Origin of the sequence: Paraburkholderia sp. SUR17 (assembly GCF_029536165.1) — a bacterium.
Lineage (GTDB): Bacteria > Pseudomonadota > Gammaproteobacteria > Burkholderiales > Burkholderiaceae > Paraburkholderia > Paraburkholderia kururiensis.
Map to the genome: position 1 here is coordinate 729142 of NZ_CP120508.1, position 18426 is coordinate 747567.

Annotated in this window: 15 protein-coding genes; 8 read left to right on the forward strand and 7 right to left on the reverse strand. The window is 58.3% G+C overall.

Features of this window, described 5'->3' with window-relative positions; genetic code table 11:
• Positions 1 to 4: 4 nt before the first annotated feature.
• The 8 genes from P2869_RS03335 (at position 5) to P2869_RS03370 (ending at position 11067) form a co-directional block, all read left to right on the forward strand.
• On the forward strand, positions 5 to 976 hold the full coding sequence (locus tag P2869_RS03335) for a glycosyltransferase (RefSeq protein WP_277597455.1): 972 nt from the start codon (positions 5 to 7) through the stop codon (positions 974 to 976).
• A 70-nt stretch (positions 977 to 1046) separates the two neighbouring features.
• Positions 1047 to 2198, forward strand: coding sequence for a 2-deoxy-scyllo-inosose synthase (locus tag P2869_RS03340; protein ID WP_017773047.1), 1152 nt, complete (start codon positions 1047 to 1049; stop codon positions 2196 to 2198).
• Positions 2199 to 2334: 136 nt separating this feature from the next.
• Entirely contained in the window at positions 2335 to 3561 is a 1227-nt protein-coding gene (locus P2869_RS03345; RefSeq protein WP_277597456.1) for a glycosyltransferase family 1 protein, read from the forward strand.
• Complete coding sequence (locus P2869_RS03350; protein ID WP_277597457.1) at positions 3540 to 4292, forward strand: SDR family oxidoreductase; 753 nt, start codon at positions 3540 to 3542, stop codon at positions 4290 to 4292. Before P2869_RS03345 ends, P2869_RS03350 begins: the two co-directional genes overlap by 22 nt.
• A 163-nt stretch (positions 4293 to 4455) precedes the next feature.
• Entirely contained in the window at positions 4456 to 6201 is a 1746-nt protein-coding gene (locus P2869_RS03355) for a glycosyltransferase family 4 protein (RefSeq protein ID WP_277597458.1), read from the forward strand.
• Positions 6189 to 8753 (forward strand): glycosyltransferase family 1 protein, encoded by a 2565-nt coding sequence (locus tag P2869_RS03360; protein ID WP_277597459.1) that lies wholly within the window; start codon positions 6189 to 6191, stop codon positions 8751 to 8753. The genes P2869_RS03355 and P2869_RS03360 overlap by 13 nt, the downstream gene beginning before the upstream one ends.
• An 88-nt stretch (positions 8754 to 8841) precedes the next feature.
• Entirely contained in the window at positions 8842 to 9873 is a 1032-nt protein-coding gene (gene gmd, locus P2869_RS03365) for a GDP-mannose 4,6-dehydratase (protein ID WP_017773052.1), read from the forward strand.
• Positions 9874 to 9933: 60 nt separating this feature from the next.
• Positions 9934 to 11067 (forward strand): glycosyltransferase, encoded by a 1134-nt coding sequence (locus P2869_RS03370; protein WP_277597460.1) that lies wholly within the window; start codon positions 9934 to 9936, stop codon positions 11065 to 11067.
• Positions 11068 to 11096: 29 nt separating this feature from the next.
• Here P2869_RS03370 and P2869_RS03375 read toward each other — a convergent pair whose 3' ends face one another.
• From P2869_RS03375 to P2869_RS03405, 7 genes are all read right to left on the reverse strand, one after another.
• Positions 11097 to 12233 carry a glycosyltransferase family 1 protein gene (locus tag P2869_RS03375; protein WP_277597461.1) on the reverse strand — a complete coding sequence of 379 codons (1137 nt, stop codon included), beginning with the start codon at positions 12231 to 12233 and terminating at the stop codon, positions 11097 to 11099.
• A 118-nt stretch (positions 12234 to 12351) separates the two neighbouring features.
• Positions 12352 to 14205, reverse strand: coding sequence for a sugar translocase (locus P2869_RS03380; protein ID WP_277597462.1), 1854 nt, complete (start codon positions 14203 to 14205; stop codon positions 12352 to 12354).
• Between the two features lie 54 nt (positions 14206 to 14259).
• On the reverse strand, positions 14260 to 15219 hold the full coding sequence (locus P2869_RS03385; protein WP_017773057.1) for a glycosyltransferase family 2 protein: 960 nt from the start codon (positions 15217 to 15219) through the stop codon (positions 14260 to 14262).
• Positions 15216 to 15668 (reverse strand): GtrA family protein, encoded by a 453-nt coding sequence (locus tag P2869_RS03390; RefSeq protein WP_233425649.1) that lies wholly within the window; start codon positions 15666 to 15668, stop codon positions 15216 to 15218. Before P2869_RS03390 ends, P2869_RS03385 begins: the two co-directional genes overlap by 4 nt.
• On the reverse strand, positions 15643 to 16572 hold the full coding sequence (locus P2869_RS03395; protein ID WP_277597463.1) for a transketolase C-terminal domain-containing protein: 930 nt from the start codon (positions 16570 to 16572) through the stop codon (positions 15643 to 15645). Before P2869_RS03395 ends, P2869_RS03390 begins: the two co-directional genes overlap by 26 nt.
• Entirely contained in the window at positions 16569 to 17375 is an 807-nt protein-coding gene (locus tag P2869_RS03400; protein WP_277597464.1) for a transketolase, read from the reverse strand. Before P2869_RS03400 ends, P2869_RS03395 begins: the two co-directional genes overlap by 4 nt.
• Positions 17372 to 18418, reverse strand: a complete 1047-nt coding sequence (locus P2869_RS03405) for an NAD-dependent epimerase/dehydratase family protein (protein WP_277597465.1) — start codon at positions 18416 to 18418, stop codon at positions 17372 to 17374. Before P2869_RS03405 ends, P2869_RS03400 begins: the two co-directional genes overlap by 4 nt.
• Positions 18419 to 18426: the final 8 nt, after the last annotated feature.

An 18426-nucleotide genomic window follows, 5' to 3' on the forward strand; every position in this document is an offset into this window, starting at 1 on the left:
TCGAATGAGCGATTCGCGCGTACTTATCACGACTTACCCTGCGGCATTTCTGCATCGCGGCGGTGGGGAGCTCGAGCTGGTCGATCTGCTGTCCAATCTTCGGCAGCTCGGCGTCCGGGCGGACCTCTACGGTCCGACCGCACAACCGCTGAACAAATACGACGTGGTGCTCCATTACTCGGTTGTCCCGACGGGCATGGAGTTCGTGCGCGAGGTCAAGGCGGCAGGCAAGAAGCTGGTCCTGATGCCGAGTCTGTGGTGGCTGAAAGAGCCGAGCCAGCAAGAGAAGAATTCCGTTGCCGAGTTCTTCAGGCTGGCCGACGTCGTCGTATTCAAGTCGAAGTCCGAGTTCGAGAACGTTGCCGCACACGTGCCGCTCGACGCGTCGAAAGTCGCATATTGCAGGTGGGGCGCCGATTCCTGCTTCGAAGAACTGATCAGCGGCGATCTCTTCAAGCAGACGTACAAGGTCGACGAGTACATGCTCTCGGTTGGCATTATCGAAGAGCGCAAGAACCAGCTCGCGGCTATCCACGCGTTGCGCGACTCGAAGATTCCGCTCGTGTTCGTCGGCGACTACCGCGACCGTGAATATTACGAAGCCTGCGTGAAGGCTGCGCCGTCGCACTTCAAGTTCCTGCCTTATCTGGCGCCGAAATCCGAGATTCTGCGTTCCGCACTGCGCGGGGCTCGTGTGTTCATCGAAGTGTCGCTCGAGCCTGCGGGATTCTCCGCATTCGAAGCCGCGCTTGCTCGTGTGCCCATGGTGCTGTCGGCCGGGCCGTGGACGCAGGAGCATTTCGGCACCGAGCTCGTGCATCAGGTCGATCCGGTCTCTACCGCGTCCATCCAGAAGGGCGTGCAAGCTGCGCTCAATACGCCCGTATCGCCGCAACTGCAGCGCAACGTCCACAACCAGTATCTGATGCCGCAATGCCTCGAACCGCTGGTTCGTGTACTGGGCGTGCGGTCCTGACTGGAGCAAGAGTGGGGCGGGCCCCGGAACCAACATTCATGCAGCACGGGCAGCCGTGCGCCAGAACCTTATGAGCGAACAAACAGTACGCAGCTTCAATTTCCATGCGGACAAGCGGCTGGAAAGCGAGGTGATCGTCCGGAAAGATTCCCTGCGCCATCTCGACGCGATGGGTGTCTTCGACCATATCCGCAAGGAATCCAAGCACTTGCTGGTGACGGACAAGAACGTTGAAAAGCTCTACCTGCGACGTGTGCTCGAAGGTATTGAGCGCTCCGGTCGTTCGGTACGCACGCTGGTCGTTCCGGCGAGTGAAAGCTCGAAGAGCTTCAAGGTGTATTCGCAACTCGTCGAAAAGGCGTTGGACTATGGCTTCGACAAGCACTCGGTGATATTCAGTCTCGGCGGCGGCGTGGTGAACAATCTGGCAGGTTTTCTTGCCTCCACCTTGTATCGCGGCATCGGACTTGTGCATTTCCCGACGAGCTTGCTGTCTCAGGTCGACGCGGCAATCGACTTCAAACAGGCGATCAACTTCGATCACGGGAAGAACCTGATCGGAAGCTACTACCCGGCCTCGAAGATCGTCGTCGATCCGCTGGTTCTGCGCACCCTCGACGTGCGCCTGATTCGCGATGGCCTGGCGGAGTCCATCAAACACGCGATTTGCCAGGACACGAAGTTCCTGTCGTTCATCACTTCGAACAGCGAACACCTGGTCGACCCGGATTTCCTTGCCGAGGTCGTGACGAAATCGATCGAACTCAAGCTCGAAGTCATGAGCGGTGATCTCGATTCGGACTACGACGAAACGCTGAAGCAATACGGCCACGCCATTGGCCACGCCGTCGAGCATCTGTCCGAGGGAGAGGTGTATCACGGCGAAGCCATCTCGATCGGCATGTGCGTGTCGGCCGAAGTGGCGTTGCTGCTGGGCTTGTCCGACGAAGAAACGGTCGAGATGCACTACGACGTATTCAGCCGCATTGGGCTCCCCACGACGGTGCCGGAAGCATTCTCGCTGTCGGACCTTTGGGAAAAGATTCGCTACGACAAGCACTTTCTGAGCGGCAAGGCGTACATGGGTCTTGTCCGCACTGCCGGTGTGATGGCGCCGACCAATAACGGCAATTTCGGTCACTACATCGAACAGGCTGTTGTGTTCGAGGCGATAGAGCGAAATAGAAAACAGGGGCAGCGCGACTCGTTGCGCGTTGGCTGAACGGGAAGTCCCGCGTCGATGGTTTTCTCAGCTTGAGCGTCGATGCAGGGAGCGATGCAGCCGGGGACCAGGCTACTGATGCTGTTGTTCGCCGCGAGCAACAGCATATGCACACAGTGGGAACAACGTATTCATCATGCGCCATCGTTTATTTTTTGATGTGACTGAGCTTGCCGGGTTCGACAAGGGGACCGGCATTCAACGAGTCACGCGCGCGTTATTGCAGGCACTGAGGCAGCGGCCGCCTGCCGACTGGAAAATTGTGCCTGTGCGCGGCGATGGCGTGACGGGTCGCTTCGTCACCGCAACGTCTCTCGCCGAACATCAGCTTGCGGAGGAACTCGTCACCACGGGCGAAATCTCCATCAAGCCGGCTGCGGGCGACATCTTCTTGAGCGTTGATCTTGCCTACAACATTACCCCGGCGTTGCGCTCGGAGTTGGTACGGTTTCGCTCACATGGTGTGGGAATCTATTTTGTTGTCTACGACCTGATCCCGTTGATGTATCCGGAGTGGTTCTACGGGACGAATGCGTGGTTCGAGGGGAACGACTACCTCGCCTTGTTCAACTACTGGTTCGAGTGCGTGAGTGAGGAGGGCGATGGCCTCATCTGTATCTCCGACTCGGTCCGCAACGACTTGAATACATGGCTGTCGCGCCATAAACCGAAGCGTGCCGAGTTGCCGAAGCTCGAATATTTTCATCTCGGCTCGGACATTTCGGAGAGTATTCCTTCAATGGGATTGCCGCCTGACGCCGAAGACGTCTTGGCGAAATTGAAAGCGTCCACGACCTTCCTCATGGTGGGTACGTTGGAGCCGAGAAAAGGACACGCGCTCGCATTAGACGCGATTGAGGGCCTGTGGGCCCAAGGCTCCGACACCAAGCTTGTCTTCGTTGGCCGTGCCGGCTGGAAGGTCGACGAACTGATTGAGCGGATCAAGACACATCCGAAGCTCGGGAAACAGTTGTTCTGGCTCGACGGCATCAGCGACGAATACTTGCGGCGCGTCTATGCATCGTCATCGGCTTTGCTCGCCTTGTCACTTGCCGAAGGCTTCGGCCTGCCATTGGTGGAGGCAGCCCACTATCGGGTGCCTCTGATCGTGCGAGACATTCCAGTATTTCGTGAAATCTGCGGGACGTCCGCGACCTATTTCGCCGGCACTTCCGTGAGCGATTTGCGAGCACTCCTCGCAACATGGCTGCGTGATCGCGAAGCCGGCACCTGCGTCTACCCTGACAACATGGAAGTGTTGTCGTGGGCGGATTCCGCAAGACAACTCATGGCGGCCGTCGGCAGAATGCGCGGCAATGAACTTTTCTGGAGCGGCGAAGCATGCGCAGACGCGTCCTTGTAACGGGAGCCGGGCGCGGCATTGGACTTTCCATTGCCGAAACCTTGGCAGGTAAGGGCTACGATCTCGATTTACTCGTGAGTTCGGCGCATTCCGCAGACATTCTCCGCGGCGCGAGTTTCGTCAAGGATGCCGGTGCCCGTGTACACGCCGTCGATCTGGCGGACCGCAGCGCAGTGACTTCGTTTACCGCCGGCTGGCAGGGTGACTTGTGGGGTGTCGTGAACAATGCCGGCATCTGCAAGACGTTCGGCATTCTCGATTCTGGCGATGATCCTTTGGACGACGTCTTGGGAACCAATCTGGTTGGCCCTTACATCTTGACCAAGGGGTTGGTCCGCCGCCTCTCCCGCCCGGGACGGATTGTGAACATCGCCTCGCAACTCGGGCAGGAGGGACGTGCCGGCTACTCGGCCTATTGCGCCTCCAAGTTCGGCGTAATCGGGATGACGAAGTGTTGGGCCAAAGAACTTGGCGCCGACGGCATTACGGTCAACGCGGTGTGTCCGGGCTGGGTGGGCACAGAGATGTCGTTCAAGGACGTGGCCCGGATGGCGGTAGAGCAGGGTGTAAGCCCCGAACAGTTTTACGCGGAAGTCTGCGAACCGCTCGAACTCAAGCGCTTTAACACGCCTGCCGAGGTGGCCAATCTCGTGGCTTTCCTGCTTTCGGATGAAGCGTCTGGAATCACCGGGCGTGACTGGCTCATGCAGACTGTCTGGAACCAGCAGTAGGCAAAAGTCCCGAGAATCTGCTCGCAGACTGGATAGCGTATGTGCCCGGCCTGACGTGCCGGCGAAGAATATCGTTTGCGGTCCTTGACGTCGACCTGCGGGTGTTACGTCGAACGAAGCGCGTCAACAAATCAGGCGAGCCCGGTAAATTAACTGAGTTCATATGAAAGTATTGTTCAACACCTACCCTATGGCGTTTCATACGCCTGGTGGTGGCGAAATTCAGCTTCAGCAGTACCACAAGCACCTCGTTGAACGTGGCGTGCAGGTTAGTCTTCTCGACCTTTGGAATCCGCGCTTCAAAGATCATGAAGTGGTTCACTACTTCTCCTGCATGAGTGGCTCGCTGCACTTCTGTTCGTTCGTCAAGAGCATCGGGTTGCCGCTGGTGGTTTCGCCAAATCTGTGGATCACGGAAGAGTCGAAGTCGAAGTACCCCTTCGACGAAATTCGCCTCATTTTTGTGCTGGCTGACCGCGTGGTCTGCAATTCGAACGCGGAATGCGATCTTCTCGCGAAGGTGTTCAATATTCCCCGCGAGAAGTTTTTTACTGTCTACAACGGCATCGACCAATATTTCCTGCAACCGGTGGATGGCCAGCTTTTCCGGGAGCAGTTCGGCATTACCGGCAAGTTCGTCTTGAACGTCGCGAATGTCGAGCCGCGCAAGAATCAGCTTGAGCTGGCTCGTGCGCTTAAGGCGCATCCTGATCTGCAACTGGTGCTGATAGGGCATGTGCGCGACCAGCAGTACGCGCAGTCCTGTTTCAAGGAAGGCGGCGATCAACTCCGCTATATCGGGCCGTTGAATCACGATTCGGACTTGTTGCGCTCCGCGTACGCAGCGTGTTCGGTGTTTGCATTGCCCAGCGTGCTCGAAACGCCTGGCCTGGCCGCACTGGAAGCCTTTGCTTGCGGAGCCCCGGTGGTCGTGACGTCCGAAGGGTGTACGAAAGAGTATTTCGGTGCAGGCGCAGCCTATGTCGATCATGCCGACACCGCAGGCATAGCGGCCGCAATCGCGCGCTGTGCGGATGCGCCGCGTAGTTTCCTTTCCACGATCGTCGCCAGCGCCAATTTCACGTGGGCACGTGTGGTCGAGCGCCTCGCGTCGCTTTATGACGACCCCGTTGGATTGCCGGACACGGACAGTCTGTTGAGCGGTTTTTTCGACATCGAGACCGACGGAAACTCCCACTTCGCGTGGACAAAAGAGAAGGCCAGCTTCGAATGCCGTCCAGGCGCAATGAGCGGGATCTGGCGGACCGAGGCCGGAGGCACCGTTGAAATTCGGATCGACGGTGAACTCGCGCATCGATACGTCGACGTCTCGGCAAACTGGACGTCGTTCCGCATCGTTGTTCCTCGCAAAGATGGCACTGCCCTCAGGAACGTCACCATCGAGTTGACGGAGACTTCAGGTCTGCCTCGGTCGAGCCCACGTGCCGTCGCTTTGCGTGACGTGCAGTTCATGGAGGCGTCGGCTCCCGGCTTCGAGGAGATGGCACTTCTCGATGGACTCTTGCGGGGCAGCAGCGGCTTTTATCCCATAGAAGCGGATCCTTACCGTTGCTTCGCCTGGACCGGGATCCGTGCCAGTTTCCGTTCGCGGCCAGGTCAACTGGACTTTGTCTGGCGATCGGTGCAAAGCGGTACAACCGTCGATGTACTCATCGACGGTAAGCCGATGTTGGCGCATACGCCGGTGGGCGAAGACTGGAGTCCCGCGAGTCTCGTCATCGAGCCCGTCAAAGGGAGTTCGACGTCAGAGGTGACGTTTGTCGTAAGCAGGCCGCAACACGCATCTACGACTGATTTGCCGTTCGGCGTAGCGGTGGGCGAAGTTCAATTCCAACCCAGGGTCGACCAGGGCCCGATTTCCGATGCGGGAGCGTCATGCGTATCGTGATCGATCTGCAAGCTGCTCAAAGCGAGAGCAGATTCAGAGGCATCGGAAGATATTCGCTGTCGCTTGCTTTGGCGATGGTGGCAGATGCTGAGTGCCGCGGGCATGAGGTCTACATCGTGCTCAACGGCAAGTTCCCGGAAACCATCGGGCCGCTGCGAACCGCATTCTCCGGGTTGTTGGGCCAGGAAAGGATCGTGATTTTTTCCGGTCTTCCCGAAACGGCCGGAGCGATTCCCGGAAGCGGCTGGCGCGCCCGCGCCTCGGAACTCGTGCGCGAAGAGTTTCTCGCAGCGTTGAAGCCAGATGTCGTCTACGTATCGAGCCTGTTCGAAGGTTGGGGCGATGAATCGATTGTGGCCATCAATTCTGGCTTGAGCCGACTGCCTACTGCCGTCACGTTGTATGACCTCATCCCGTATGCGATGAGTGATGCTTACCTGGTGGACCCCGGGTATCGATCGTTTTATCTACGGAAGTTAGAGTTCCTTAAAAGGGCCGACTGTCTGCTCGCGATATCGGAACATTCGCGCGTGGAAGCCATCGACCTGCTGCAGATTCCTGCCGAACGGATTGTCAATATTTCCGCGGCAATCGGTGAGCAGTTCGCGCCGGTTCAACTTCCCGCCGACGCGGCCCAGCAGTTGCTCGCCCAGTACAACATAAGCGGTCCGTTCGTTTTATACGTACCGGGAGGATTCGACCCGCGCAAAAACTTCGATCGGTTGATCGAAGCATTCGCGAGCCTGCCTTCCAGCGTGCGGGACGGTCTGCAGCTCGTTATAGGCAGCAAGGTGCCCCCAGGAATGGGCGAAGCACTCGACGCGAAGGCAGCCAGCCTTGGGCTTGAGCCCAATCAGCTTGTGCTGACAGGCTACCTGCCGGATGACGAGCTCACAGCCATTTATGGACTGTGCCGATTTTGCGTGTTTCCTTCGTTGCACGAAGGATTTGGTCTGCCGGCTCTCGAAGCGATGGCCTGTGGTGCGCCCGTTATGGCGTCGAACTCCACAAGTTTGCCGGAGGTTGTGGGATGTGAAGAGGCGCTGTTCGATCCTCTTTCCGTTGCAGACATCGCGTGCGCGATGCTCAGAGGCCTGACGGATGAAGAGTTTCTTGAGAGACTCAAACGCCATTGCGCCACACAGGTCAAGAAGTTCTCGTGGGAGCGTTCCGCACACCTTGCGCTGGATAGGCTCGAAGAGGCGTTTGTAGCTGCAAGCGCGCCGATGTCGCGTATCGGTGATGGAGATGTCGCCACCACGTACGAACGCGTCATGGCTGACATGACGCGGCAGGCGGCAGAAGCGCATCTCGATGCTTCAAACCGTGATCGCATTTCGCTTAAGGAGTGTCTGGAGTTGAACAAGCAGGTTATCAACGGCGTGTGCGGTGATCGGCAATTGCTGGTCGACATCTCGGAGCTGGTCGCCAGAGACGCAAAGTCGGGTATCCAGCGAGTGGTGCGAAGCATTCTTCTGCGACTGCTCGAGCATCCGCCCGCGGGCTATCGTGTCGAGGCGGTCTATACAAAAGACGGTCACGGGCTGCTCTACGCCAGATCCTTCGTCGCGCAGTTCCTTGGCCGGCCGGCCGAAGGAATTCAGGATGTGCCAATTACTTTCGGCAAGGACGATGTATTTATTGGACTGGACCTTACGGCGCATCTGTTTCCGGCGTTCAGTGAGACGCTTCGCCACATGTACGAGGCGGGCGTCCAGATTCACTACGTTGTCTACGACTTGACTCCGTTGATGAACACGCGGTGGCACACGCCGGGGATGACACAGGCTTTTACGCACTGGATAGACGGCCTTGCGAGCTACGCGCACAGCTTGGTGTGCATTTCCGAGGCCGTCGCGGCCGATGTGGGCCGTTGGTTCGTCGAGAAGCGGGCGGGATTGGGTCGTGTGCCGGATATTACCCATTTCCATCTGGGCGCCGATATCGGCAACAGCCAGCCGACGGTTGGTATGCCTGACGAGGCAAAGCAGGTACTCGATGCTCTCAAGGCTTGCCCGAGCTTTCTGATGGTCGGCACGGTCGAGCCGCGGAAGAGCTACGCTCAGGCAATCGATGCCTTCGAGCTTCTTTGGTCGAAAGGCGAAGAGGTCAACCTCGTGATTGTTGGCAAGGCGGGGTGGCACGTCGAGGAACTGGTTGAGCGTCTGCGTGACCATCCGCTTCGTGGCAAGCGGCTGTTCTGGCTGGAAGGCATTAGCGACGAGTATCTCGAACGCGTGTACGAGACCTGTTGCGCGCTGATTGCGGCTTCCGAATACGAAGGGTTCGGCCTGCCGCTCATCGAAGCGGCCCAACACAAATTGCCGATCGTCGCGCGCGACATTCCGGTATTTCGGGAAGTAGCAGGCGGTTACGCGTACTGGTTTAGTGGAGCGGATGGTGCTTCGTTAGCCCAGGCTCTTTCCGGATGGCTCGACCTTTATCGTAACGGCAAGGTGCCGGATTCCTCGGACATGCCGTGGCTGACGTGGGAACAGAGCACTCATCAGTTGCTGTGCCGTGTTGACGTACTAAACGACGATAAACCGTGATACGCACGCGCCGACGGGACCGGCCCGCATAGCCGGGCTCGTTGGCAACTACATCGAACAACTAGGTCAATTTCTTCGAGTATTTCTTATGAAAGCAATCATCACTGGTATTTCCGGGCAGGACGGTGCCTATCTCGCGCAACTTCTGCTGGAAAAAGGTTACACGGTCTACGGTACGTATCGCCGGACGAGTTCGGTCAATTTCTGGCGCATCGAGGAACTGGGCATCCAGAATCATCCGAACCTGCATCTGGTCGAGTACGACCTGACCGACCTGTCCACGAGCATCCGCCTTTTGCAGCAGACTGGCGCCACTGAGGTCTACAACCTCGCGGCCCAGAGCTTCGTTGGGGTGTCGTTCGACCAGCCGGTTACGACGGCGGAGATCACGGGTATCGGCCCGTTGAACCTGCTGGAGGCTATTCGTATCGTCAACCCGGCGATCCGGTTCTACCAGGCATCCACGTCGGAAATGTTCGGCAAGGTCCAGGCCATTCCGCAAGTCGAAGAAACGCCGTTCTATCCGCGCAGCCCGTACGGCGTGGCGAAGCTCTACGCACACTGGATCACGGTGAACTATCGCGAGTCGTATGGAATCTTCGGCTGCAGCGGCATTCTGTTCAATCACGAATCTCCGCTGCGTGGCCGCGAGTTCGTGACGCGCAAGATTACCGACTCCGTGGCCAAGATCAAACTGGGTAAGCTGGACGTCCTGGAGCTGGGCAATCTCGACGCAAAGCGGGATTGGGGTTTTGCGAAGGAGTACGTGGAAGGCATGTGGCGCATGCTGCAAGCGGATAAGCCGGACACCTACGTATTGGCGACGAACCGCACGGAAACCGTGCGCGACTTCGTGACGATGGCGTTCAAGGCCGCCGATATCCGGATTGTGTGGCAAGGCGCGGGCGAACAGGAGACCGGAGTGGATGCCGCCACGGGCAAGACGGTCGTGCGGATCAATCCGAAGTTCTACCGTCCCGCAGAGGTCGAATTGCTTGTGGGGAACCCCGCCAAGGCGGAGCGTGAACTCGGATGGAAGCCGCAGACGACGCTTGAGCAACTGTGCGAAATGATGGTGAAGGCCGACCTTCGTCGCAATGAAGTCGGCCATTCGTTCTGAAGTGGCGATTGCTCTGACGGGCGGCCACGCCGCTGCTTCTTTCGCCGAGGGACTCAAGGCGTGAAGGTGCTCCATGTCTACCGCACCTATTTCCCTGATCCGCCCGGTGGTTTGCAGGAAGCAATCAGGCAGATCAGCCTTGCCACGCGCGAGTGCGGTGCGGACCCGAAGATCTTCACGCTATCGCCCCATCCGGAGCCGCAGGAGGTAGCGTTTCCGGAGGGGAAAGTGGTCCGCTCGAAGTCCTGGGCCGCGCCGGCGTCATGCGACCTTGGAGGCTTCGATTCGTTGCGTGAGTACCGTCGCCTGGCGCATTGGGCGGATGTGCTGCATTTCCACTTTCCGTGGCCGTTCGGCGACGTTTTGCGCCTCTTGGACACAAGCGGAAAACCCGCGGTGATGACGTACCACTCGGACATCGTTCGCCAGCGCATGTTGGGTTATGTGTATGGTCCGTTGATGCGCCGGATGCTGGCTTCGATGTCTGCTGTCGTCGCGACCTCGCCTGCGTATGCGCAATCGAGTCGCGTACTGACCGAGGCGGTACGACCCGACCGTCTGCGCGTGATTCCCCTTGGCATCCGCGATTACGCAGACAGCGAACTGTCGAAGCGGTGCGGGCCGGACCTCCTTGCCCGATTGCCGTTGGGGACCAAGCCATATTTCCTGTCCCTTGGCGTGTTGCGTTACTACAAGGGACTCCATGTACTCGTAGAGGCAGCTTCGTCCATTCCCGCCAATCTGGTGATCGCGGGATCGGGCCCGGAAATGGAAAGGCTGAAAGAACTGGCTGAGCGGAGAGGTGCGAAGAATGTCATCTTTGCAGGCCAGGTGACGGACGAAGAGAAGATCGCGCTACTGAAGGGCTGCCGGGGGCTGGTGCTTCCTTCGCAACTGCGTTCGGAAGCGTTCGGGATGGTATTGGTCGAAGCCTCCATGTTCGGCAAGCCGATGGTCTGTTGTGAAATCGGTTCTGGCACGTCCTATGTCAATGAACAGGGGGTGACTGGAATCGTCGTTCGGCCAGAAGCGCCGCAGGAGTTGGCGCAGGCGGTAAACATCCTGCTTGAGGACGAAGGGCAGGCGCGGCGTATGGGGCTGGCTGCCCGGGCGCGGTACGAGAGGCTGTTTTCGGGACCTGCGCTGGGGAAAGCGTACGTGTCGCTGTACGAGGAAGTGCTGGGCCGCGCGTAGACCAGACGACGATTTACGCGTCTTGATTGTCAGGCTTCGACGATCTTGTAGAGCTCGGCGAAGCTTTCTTCCCAGGTCAGCTTCTCGAACCTCGCTGGAATCTGTTCCTCGTACTGCTTCAGGCGAGCCGGATTCGCGATCAGTGAGCGGATCACGTCAAAGGCCTGTTGGTGATCGTATGGATCGAACATCAATTCCGGAAAGGGGTTGATTTCCGGCAGACTCGAGGTGTTCGACGTGACGCACACCTTTCCATAGAAAAAGCTCTCGCTTGCTGGCAAACCCCATCCCTCGTAGAAAGAGGGAAACACTGTGAATTGGCAGTTCTGGATCAGCCCTGCAAGCTGTTCATTGGTCACGTCATGGCGAATTTGAACCAGATGCTTAACCATCGGGTCCGTCTGGAAGAGCGTGTAGACGTCGCCCGCGATCCACCCTTGGCGACCCACCAGGATTAGATCGGGGCAGCGGTCGCCCAATAGTTCCGAAAGTCTTCGCCAGACAAAATATAGAAGAAGGTGGTTCTTGCGGATCTCGATTGTGCCGACCGAGAGGACGTAGGGTCTTGTCTGCGGGGCCCCCACCACGGCATTGCCATTCTCCACGATGTCCGAGCCGAGGCGGAAAACACGGGCGTCCGCTTCCGGGCGGAGAATGGCTCTCACGTCTTTTGCTGTGCTGTTAGAGATGCATACATATCGGTCGCAGAATGACGGCAACGCGAGCATGAACTTGCGTGCGCGATCAGCGAATTGCGATTCGAAAAAGTGCGGAAACTTGACCGGTATCAGGTCGCAGAGCAGATACTCGAAAACGGCATCTGGAAAGCGTGCCCGAAGATCCCGGACCGCCGCCAAATAATGGGCATGGTCCCATCCTGCCTCGGAGAACAACACTCTGTCCTGGCCGACGAGTCTATCTGCAAGATTGTCGCCGCCCGGGAGCGCCGTGTCGGCGTAGGGGGCATTCCCCTCGGAGAGCGCGAGAAAGTATTCGATGCGGTTGGGGACGACAAACGTATTTTTCTGACGGTCGAAAAAGAAGTACCCGATGCCGTCGTTCTTCAAGCTTTGCCGAAAGACGTTCTGGGATACTCGTGGTATGCCGTGAGGTTTGGGGCCCCAGTGCTCGAGCAAGGAAAGCTCGAGCCAAACCCGGTGCTTCATTTTGCCCTCCGCCGTGAAAGGAGGGAGGATATAACAGATCCGGCTCCGCAAGCGCGAGGACGGGTATGGCGATATGAACCTGTACGGCCCGGAGACTCACCGGAATGACAAAACGTACTCACCTGGCTACGAACCCGGCCCGCGTTATGATCTGGTCCACGGAGAGGCCTGCTGGCACGGGTGCCACAGTTACTCCATTTCTCGTCAGTTTATAGAAGACTTGCCGTTTGTTGTCGCTGATCAGGTCGGGCGGTCCGCCGAGCAAGCGCGTCAATTCGGCTTCGATTGCGGCACCACCGTCTGCATAGCCTCGACGGTCTATATAGATTCCACTAAAACCGATCCGCCTCGCAACCTCGATCTGACGCTCGAGGGGTGCCTCGGCGAGCGCGCGGAAGAACAGGTCAGCGGCGCGTCCCTTCATGGCGCCGTAGCTCCACCCGAGCGATGCAGAATGCAGATACCCGCGCGCCTGATCGTAAGATTGCACCCCGCCTACGGAGAGGGCCTCCGGAAACCGGACATAAGGCAGTTGATAGATCGCACTACCCTTGGGGCTCTCCGTCTCTATTGCGCCGATAAATCTCGCATCGTTCAGATATTCGGCCCGGGTTGCGTCATTGCAAGCCTGGCAAGGCGGCGTTGTTTGATCCCAGATGGCGATAGCGCAAAGAATTGCGCCAATACCACCAATGGCCGGCCACGTTGCGCGCAGACGCGGCGCATATCGTTCAATGCCTAGCTGAGTGATAAGCATCGCCGCACAGATTGAAGTAAATGCAATGAATACGCTTACCCGGTTCCATGCCCGAATCATTGGGCTAATTAAAATACTGAAGAGCGCCGATCCGCCGCCAATTGTGCAAAACAGAACAAGAACGAAAGTAATGGCGGCAAGAAAATACAGCCGCTCGTCACGTCGCTGCGCTTTCCCAGGCGCAATCAGTGCGAGCAATAGTGCCAGAAAGCCGACGCTACCAATCGCCCCAAGCGAGGCTGTTTCATTTTCATTGACGAGCGGGAAGGTGGTCGTGTATTTCTGGGTCAATTCCGCAAGGGGCGCCATGCGATGTCCAACGCGCGGCAACAGCAACTGCGTAATCTTCAATCCATATAGTTCTGCTTCGGATGGATTCCTCTGGGCCACCTCGGTATTGATCTCATGTCTGGCCCGATCGGCTAGATTCGGCGCAACGTTCGCTACAATGCCGATTGTTACGATTGCGACCGCCAATATGCCGGGAAATATGGAGATGATCGACCGCACGCGCAGATATTTGCAGAGTGTTGCAGCCAGAAAGGCGAGAACACCGAAAAAGGAGTAGTAGACTCCGAAGCACGACAAGACCAGCAGGGTGGCTACGTGCCCAATTTGTCCGGACAGGCCGCGGGATTTGTCGGAAGAGAAGAGATTCCCAACGTATATTTTATAGGCGTACCAGATAAATAACGGCGCAGGGAAATACCATGTGTAAAACAGATGGGGCAGGCGTAAAAAATGGAACGGCAGCATAGTAAATATGAAGCCGGCCGAAAAGCTGAGTGCGCGTGACAGGTGAAACCGCCGCGCAACAAAATAGGCGCTCAGCGCATTTAGTGGAAACCCGATGAGATAGTAAATGTTGAGCGCGGTGGCTGCGCTTCCCGACAGGACACCAAACACCTTGAGCGCGGCGAGGCTTCCCGAGTCAGGGATGGGGTAGTCGTAAAGATAAGAGCCAAATGGTGCCCCCATCGCGCCGCTATGGAAGACCCAGAGATTTTCCATAAGGCGCTTGATCACGAGAAGCATCAGGAGCCCGTCGCCGTTGTAGATCAGCGGAACGCGGATATCAATATGGCGTCCCCCCATGAGCATCCAGCCGACCAGCAATGAGACTGCGCCCAGTGCACATGGTGCGCCCAACGACACCGCTTTGCTCTTTGCTGGTGAACGCGTGCTCGGTGATTCCCCGAAGGCGAAGTCTGTCACGAGATTTGGCCTCTTACTTATAGTGCTGTACGTATTGGATGATCCACTTCGGCGCTACTTGGCGAGCGACGCGGGGGAGTCGGCGGTGGAGTTGATCCGCTCTCTCTCTACCACCAACGGCCGCTTTTGCGCATACGTCAGAATCGCGCCAACGTACTCGCCCAGCAAGCCGATAAAAAACAGCTGAACAGACGAGAAGAAAAACAAACCGATGAGCATCGGTGCGCTGCCCATTGAAAAGCTGTTCCAGTACAGCAGTTTGAGCACCAGATAAATGAACGAAACGCAAAGGCTAACGCCCGAGAGGAAGAATCCGGCAATGGTCGCGAGGCGCAACGGCACCTTGGAATGCGACGTGATGCCGAGCATCGCAATATCGTACAGCGTGTAAAAGTTGTTCTTCGAAATGCCGCGCTTGCGTCTGGGTTGCACGTAAGGCAACTGGATTACATCAAAGCCGATCTCGCAGACCAGGCCGCGGAAGTACGGATAGGGATCGTCGATCTGGCGCAGGATCTCAATCACCTTGCGATCGTACAGACCGAAACCGGTGAAGTTCTGGATAAGCTTCACGTTCGCGATACGCGTAACGAGGCGGTAGTACATGCGGCGCAGCGCAAAGAACAGCGCCGACTCTTTCGCCTCCGGCTTTACGCCGATCACGATCGGTGCGCCGGCAAGCCAGTTCTTGACGAACTCACGCATCAACTCCGGCGGGTCCTGAAGATCGGCCACCAGCAGGATGACCGCGTCGCCCTTCGCTTGCAGCAAGCCATACATGGGCGAGCGGATATGCCCGAAATTTCGCGCATTCACGATGACGCTCACGTTCGGGTCCGCCGCCGCGATGCTGCGCAACTTGCTTACCGTCGTGTCGGTAGATGCGTTGTCGATGAAGAGATGATCGTAGGTGACTTCAGGGATGGTCGAGAAGATGCGGCGCGTTTCGCTATACACCGCCTCCACGTTTTCCTCTTCGTTGAAACAGGGAGTGACGACCGTGATGTGCTTCATGGCAAATTGAAAACGAACCGGCGATTGAGAATAAAGGCTAGCAGGCTGAGGGGAACCAGCGTGATGGCATTGGCGACGTAAACGTTGGCACCCAGACTCAAAAGCAGGCGCACGCCTCCCAGGTTGACGAGGTAGATGACACAGTAGACACCTACGAAGCGCCAGAAACGCGACCGCGGTGCGCCGTCAAATACGAGCCGTCCTATGCTCTGGAAGTTGAACAGCACGCCGCCAATGGTTGCTAGCCCGATCGCCACTGGGTACGTCAGACCTATAAACGTAAATACGGCGAAGAGCGAATAGCCGAAAACCGTGTTGAGACCGCCTACCACGAGAAAGCGGATCAGCTGATAAACGGTCTTCACGGCCGGCTCACGGTCTGACGCTGTGCTGGCGCCGGCGGGCGTTCCGTCTGCCATGTCGTTACCGCTCGTATTGGATGCTTGCATCGAGCGCGCGCCTGATCTGCTTTTCCACCGCCTCGGGCGCGAGGCCATGGCTTTCCATCAGGAAAGGATAGTTGCCGCACAGCGTGCTGAATTGATCCGGAATGCCGACGCGAACGAACGTTCCGAGGTACTGCCCCATGAGCGTTTCCGCAACTGCGCCGCCAAGGCCGCCGTAGATGGAGTGCTCTTCGAACGTGACGATTGCCTCACGTCCCTCGGCCAGCTTGCGCAGGGAGGCGGCAGGGAACGGCTTCAGGCATGGCACGGAAACCAAGTCGGCATTTCCTATCGCGGCTGCGGCCTGTTGAGCCAGCTTGACGCCCGACCCCGTGCCGACGAAGAGGTACGACGCACCGGTATTTGTCACCGGGATCAAATCGCCGCTCGCCCAGTCCGTCAAGGGGGCGCGATGGACATCGCCGAGATCGGCTTTGCCCATGCGGAGATAAGCGGGTCGTGAGTTCTCAAGGATGTGCTGCGCACAAGCGGTCAGCTCGAAGCGATCACATGGCGAGTAGATCGAAATCTGCGGTACGGCGCGCAGGGCAGCAATATCTTCCGTACTTTGGTGGCTCGTACCCAGTTGAGCGTAAACCACGCCGGCGCCGTCTCCGATGAAGGTGACGGGCAGATCCTCGTAGCACACGTCGATCTTGATCTGTTCGAGCACGCGAATGGGCACGAACGCGGCAAGGCCGTAGACGATCGGGCGGAAGCCCGCTTTCGCAAGCCCTGCTGCCACGCCAACCATGTTCTGCTCGGCAATGCCGCAATTCAGATATTGATCCGGGCAGGCTTTCCGGAATGGATCGAACAGCGCATAGCCATGGTCACCGGTGAGCAGAAGTACCTTGGGGTCTTTTTGCGCGGCAGCCACAAGGGCGTTCGAAAATGCGTCTCTCATGCCTTGCCTCCAAGTTCGGCAACGGCCGCCTCATACGTCTTGGGGTTGAGTCGCGTGTAGTGCCAGATGTTGTCGTGCTCCATGAACGACACGCCTTTCCCTTTCACGGTCTTCGCGATCAGTGCTTTGGGCCGCCCGTTCTTGCGGGTCTTCAGATCGCTGTATGCGCGGTCGATTGCTGACTCGTCGTGGCCGTCTATCGTGACCGCGTCGAAATCGAAGGCCGCAAATTTTGCAGCGATATCGCCGAGGCCCATGACTTCGTCAGTCGTTCCCATGGCCTGAAAACCGTTCGCGTCGACGATGACAATGAGGTTGTCGAGCTTGAACTGCGCAGCGAACAGGGCGGCTTCCCAGATGGTGCCCTCGTTCAGCTCACCGTCGCCCACCAGGGCATAGCAGATCTGGTCAGTGTTATTCCGTTTGGCGGCAAGCGCGAGCCCTACGCCAACAGACAAGCCATGGCCAAGGGAGCCGGCGGTGACTTCCACGCCGGGCACGTGCGCATCCGCGAGCCCTTTCAGCCGCGTGCCGTTGCCGAAATAACGGGCGATCTCGTCGTCCGGCAACCAGCCAATCTCGTGGAGGCAGGCGTATTGCGCCATGACGCCGTGGCCTTTGCTGAGCACCATGTAGTCGCGCGTTGCGGACCGCGGATTAGTCTCGTCGAAGCGCAGATGATTGCGGTAGAGCACCGCAAGCAGTTCCACAATTGAAAACGCGCAGCCGATATGAACCGTCGAACCTGCAAACGCCATATCAAGAACCGTCTTGCGGATTCGGGACGCGTCGAACTTTCTCATGCTGTGACCGCCACGCGGCTCCAGGTGATCGTCTTTGACAGAGCGCATTCTAAGGAAGTGAATTCGTCGACACCGAGAGCGGTGCGCGCCTTCGTCGTGTCAGGTATGTATCGCGGCGGTGGGCCGTCCTTCGCCTGGGCCCGCGGCATCGCCGCGAGTGGCGAACCGCACAGCCGTTCGACCGCGCGTGCGAGTTCGATAATCGAAATCTCGTGTTCGGAACCTACGTTGTACGCTTCGCCCCGTTCGCCGTGTTGCAGGATCCGCAATAGCCAGACACAGGCGTCCGCCATGTACAGATAGCTGCGCAGCGGTCGTCCGTCGCCATTGATGGCGATCTGCTGTCCTGCCAATGCGTCGCGAATGAAGTTGCCGGCTGCGAACGGACCGTCGAGCGGAATGGCGGGGCCCAAAAGCGCGTAGATGCGGGCAATCGAAACGTGCAGGTCGCCATGTTGACCGTACGCCGCCGCAAGCCATTCGGCGGCGCGTTTGCTCTGACCGTATGCCGTGTTGACGTCGAGAGGATCAGGCGCGCCGGAAAACGTCTCTGGCGTGCGAGCGAGCGTGGCGGGCTGTGTGCCATAGACGGCGCCGCTCGACGTCAACAGAAACCTGGAGGCACCGTTGGCCCGCGCAAGATCCAGCACACGCCGTGTGCCGATCACGCCCGTATCGAACACGCGCAACCGGTCGCCGGCCTTGGTGGTATCCGCGACGTCTGTTGCGGCATGAATGCACAGATCGATGGCGCCAACGTCGGCCTCAAAGTTCACGACGTCACCCGCGATGAGCGTCATGCCGGGGACATCGAAAAGATGCGGCGCCTGCGCGCGTGCCCGGTCCGGCTCGCGGCTTAGCGCAACAACCTCGATGCCGCAGCCTCTTAGCCGGTTCGCATGCTGTATGACCTCGAGCAACCATGACCCGATGAAGCCCGTTGCACCGGTCATGAAAAGCCGCGCGCGGTCGAATGCGGACCACACGTCGGCGGTACGCTCGACGATGAAGTCCAGATCTTCCTGTGGCAGCGGCTTTCGCATGTTTCGAG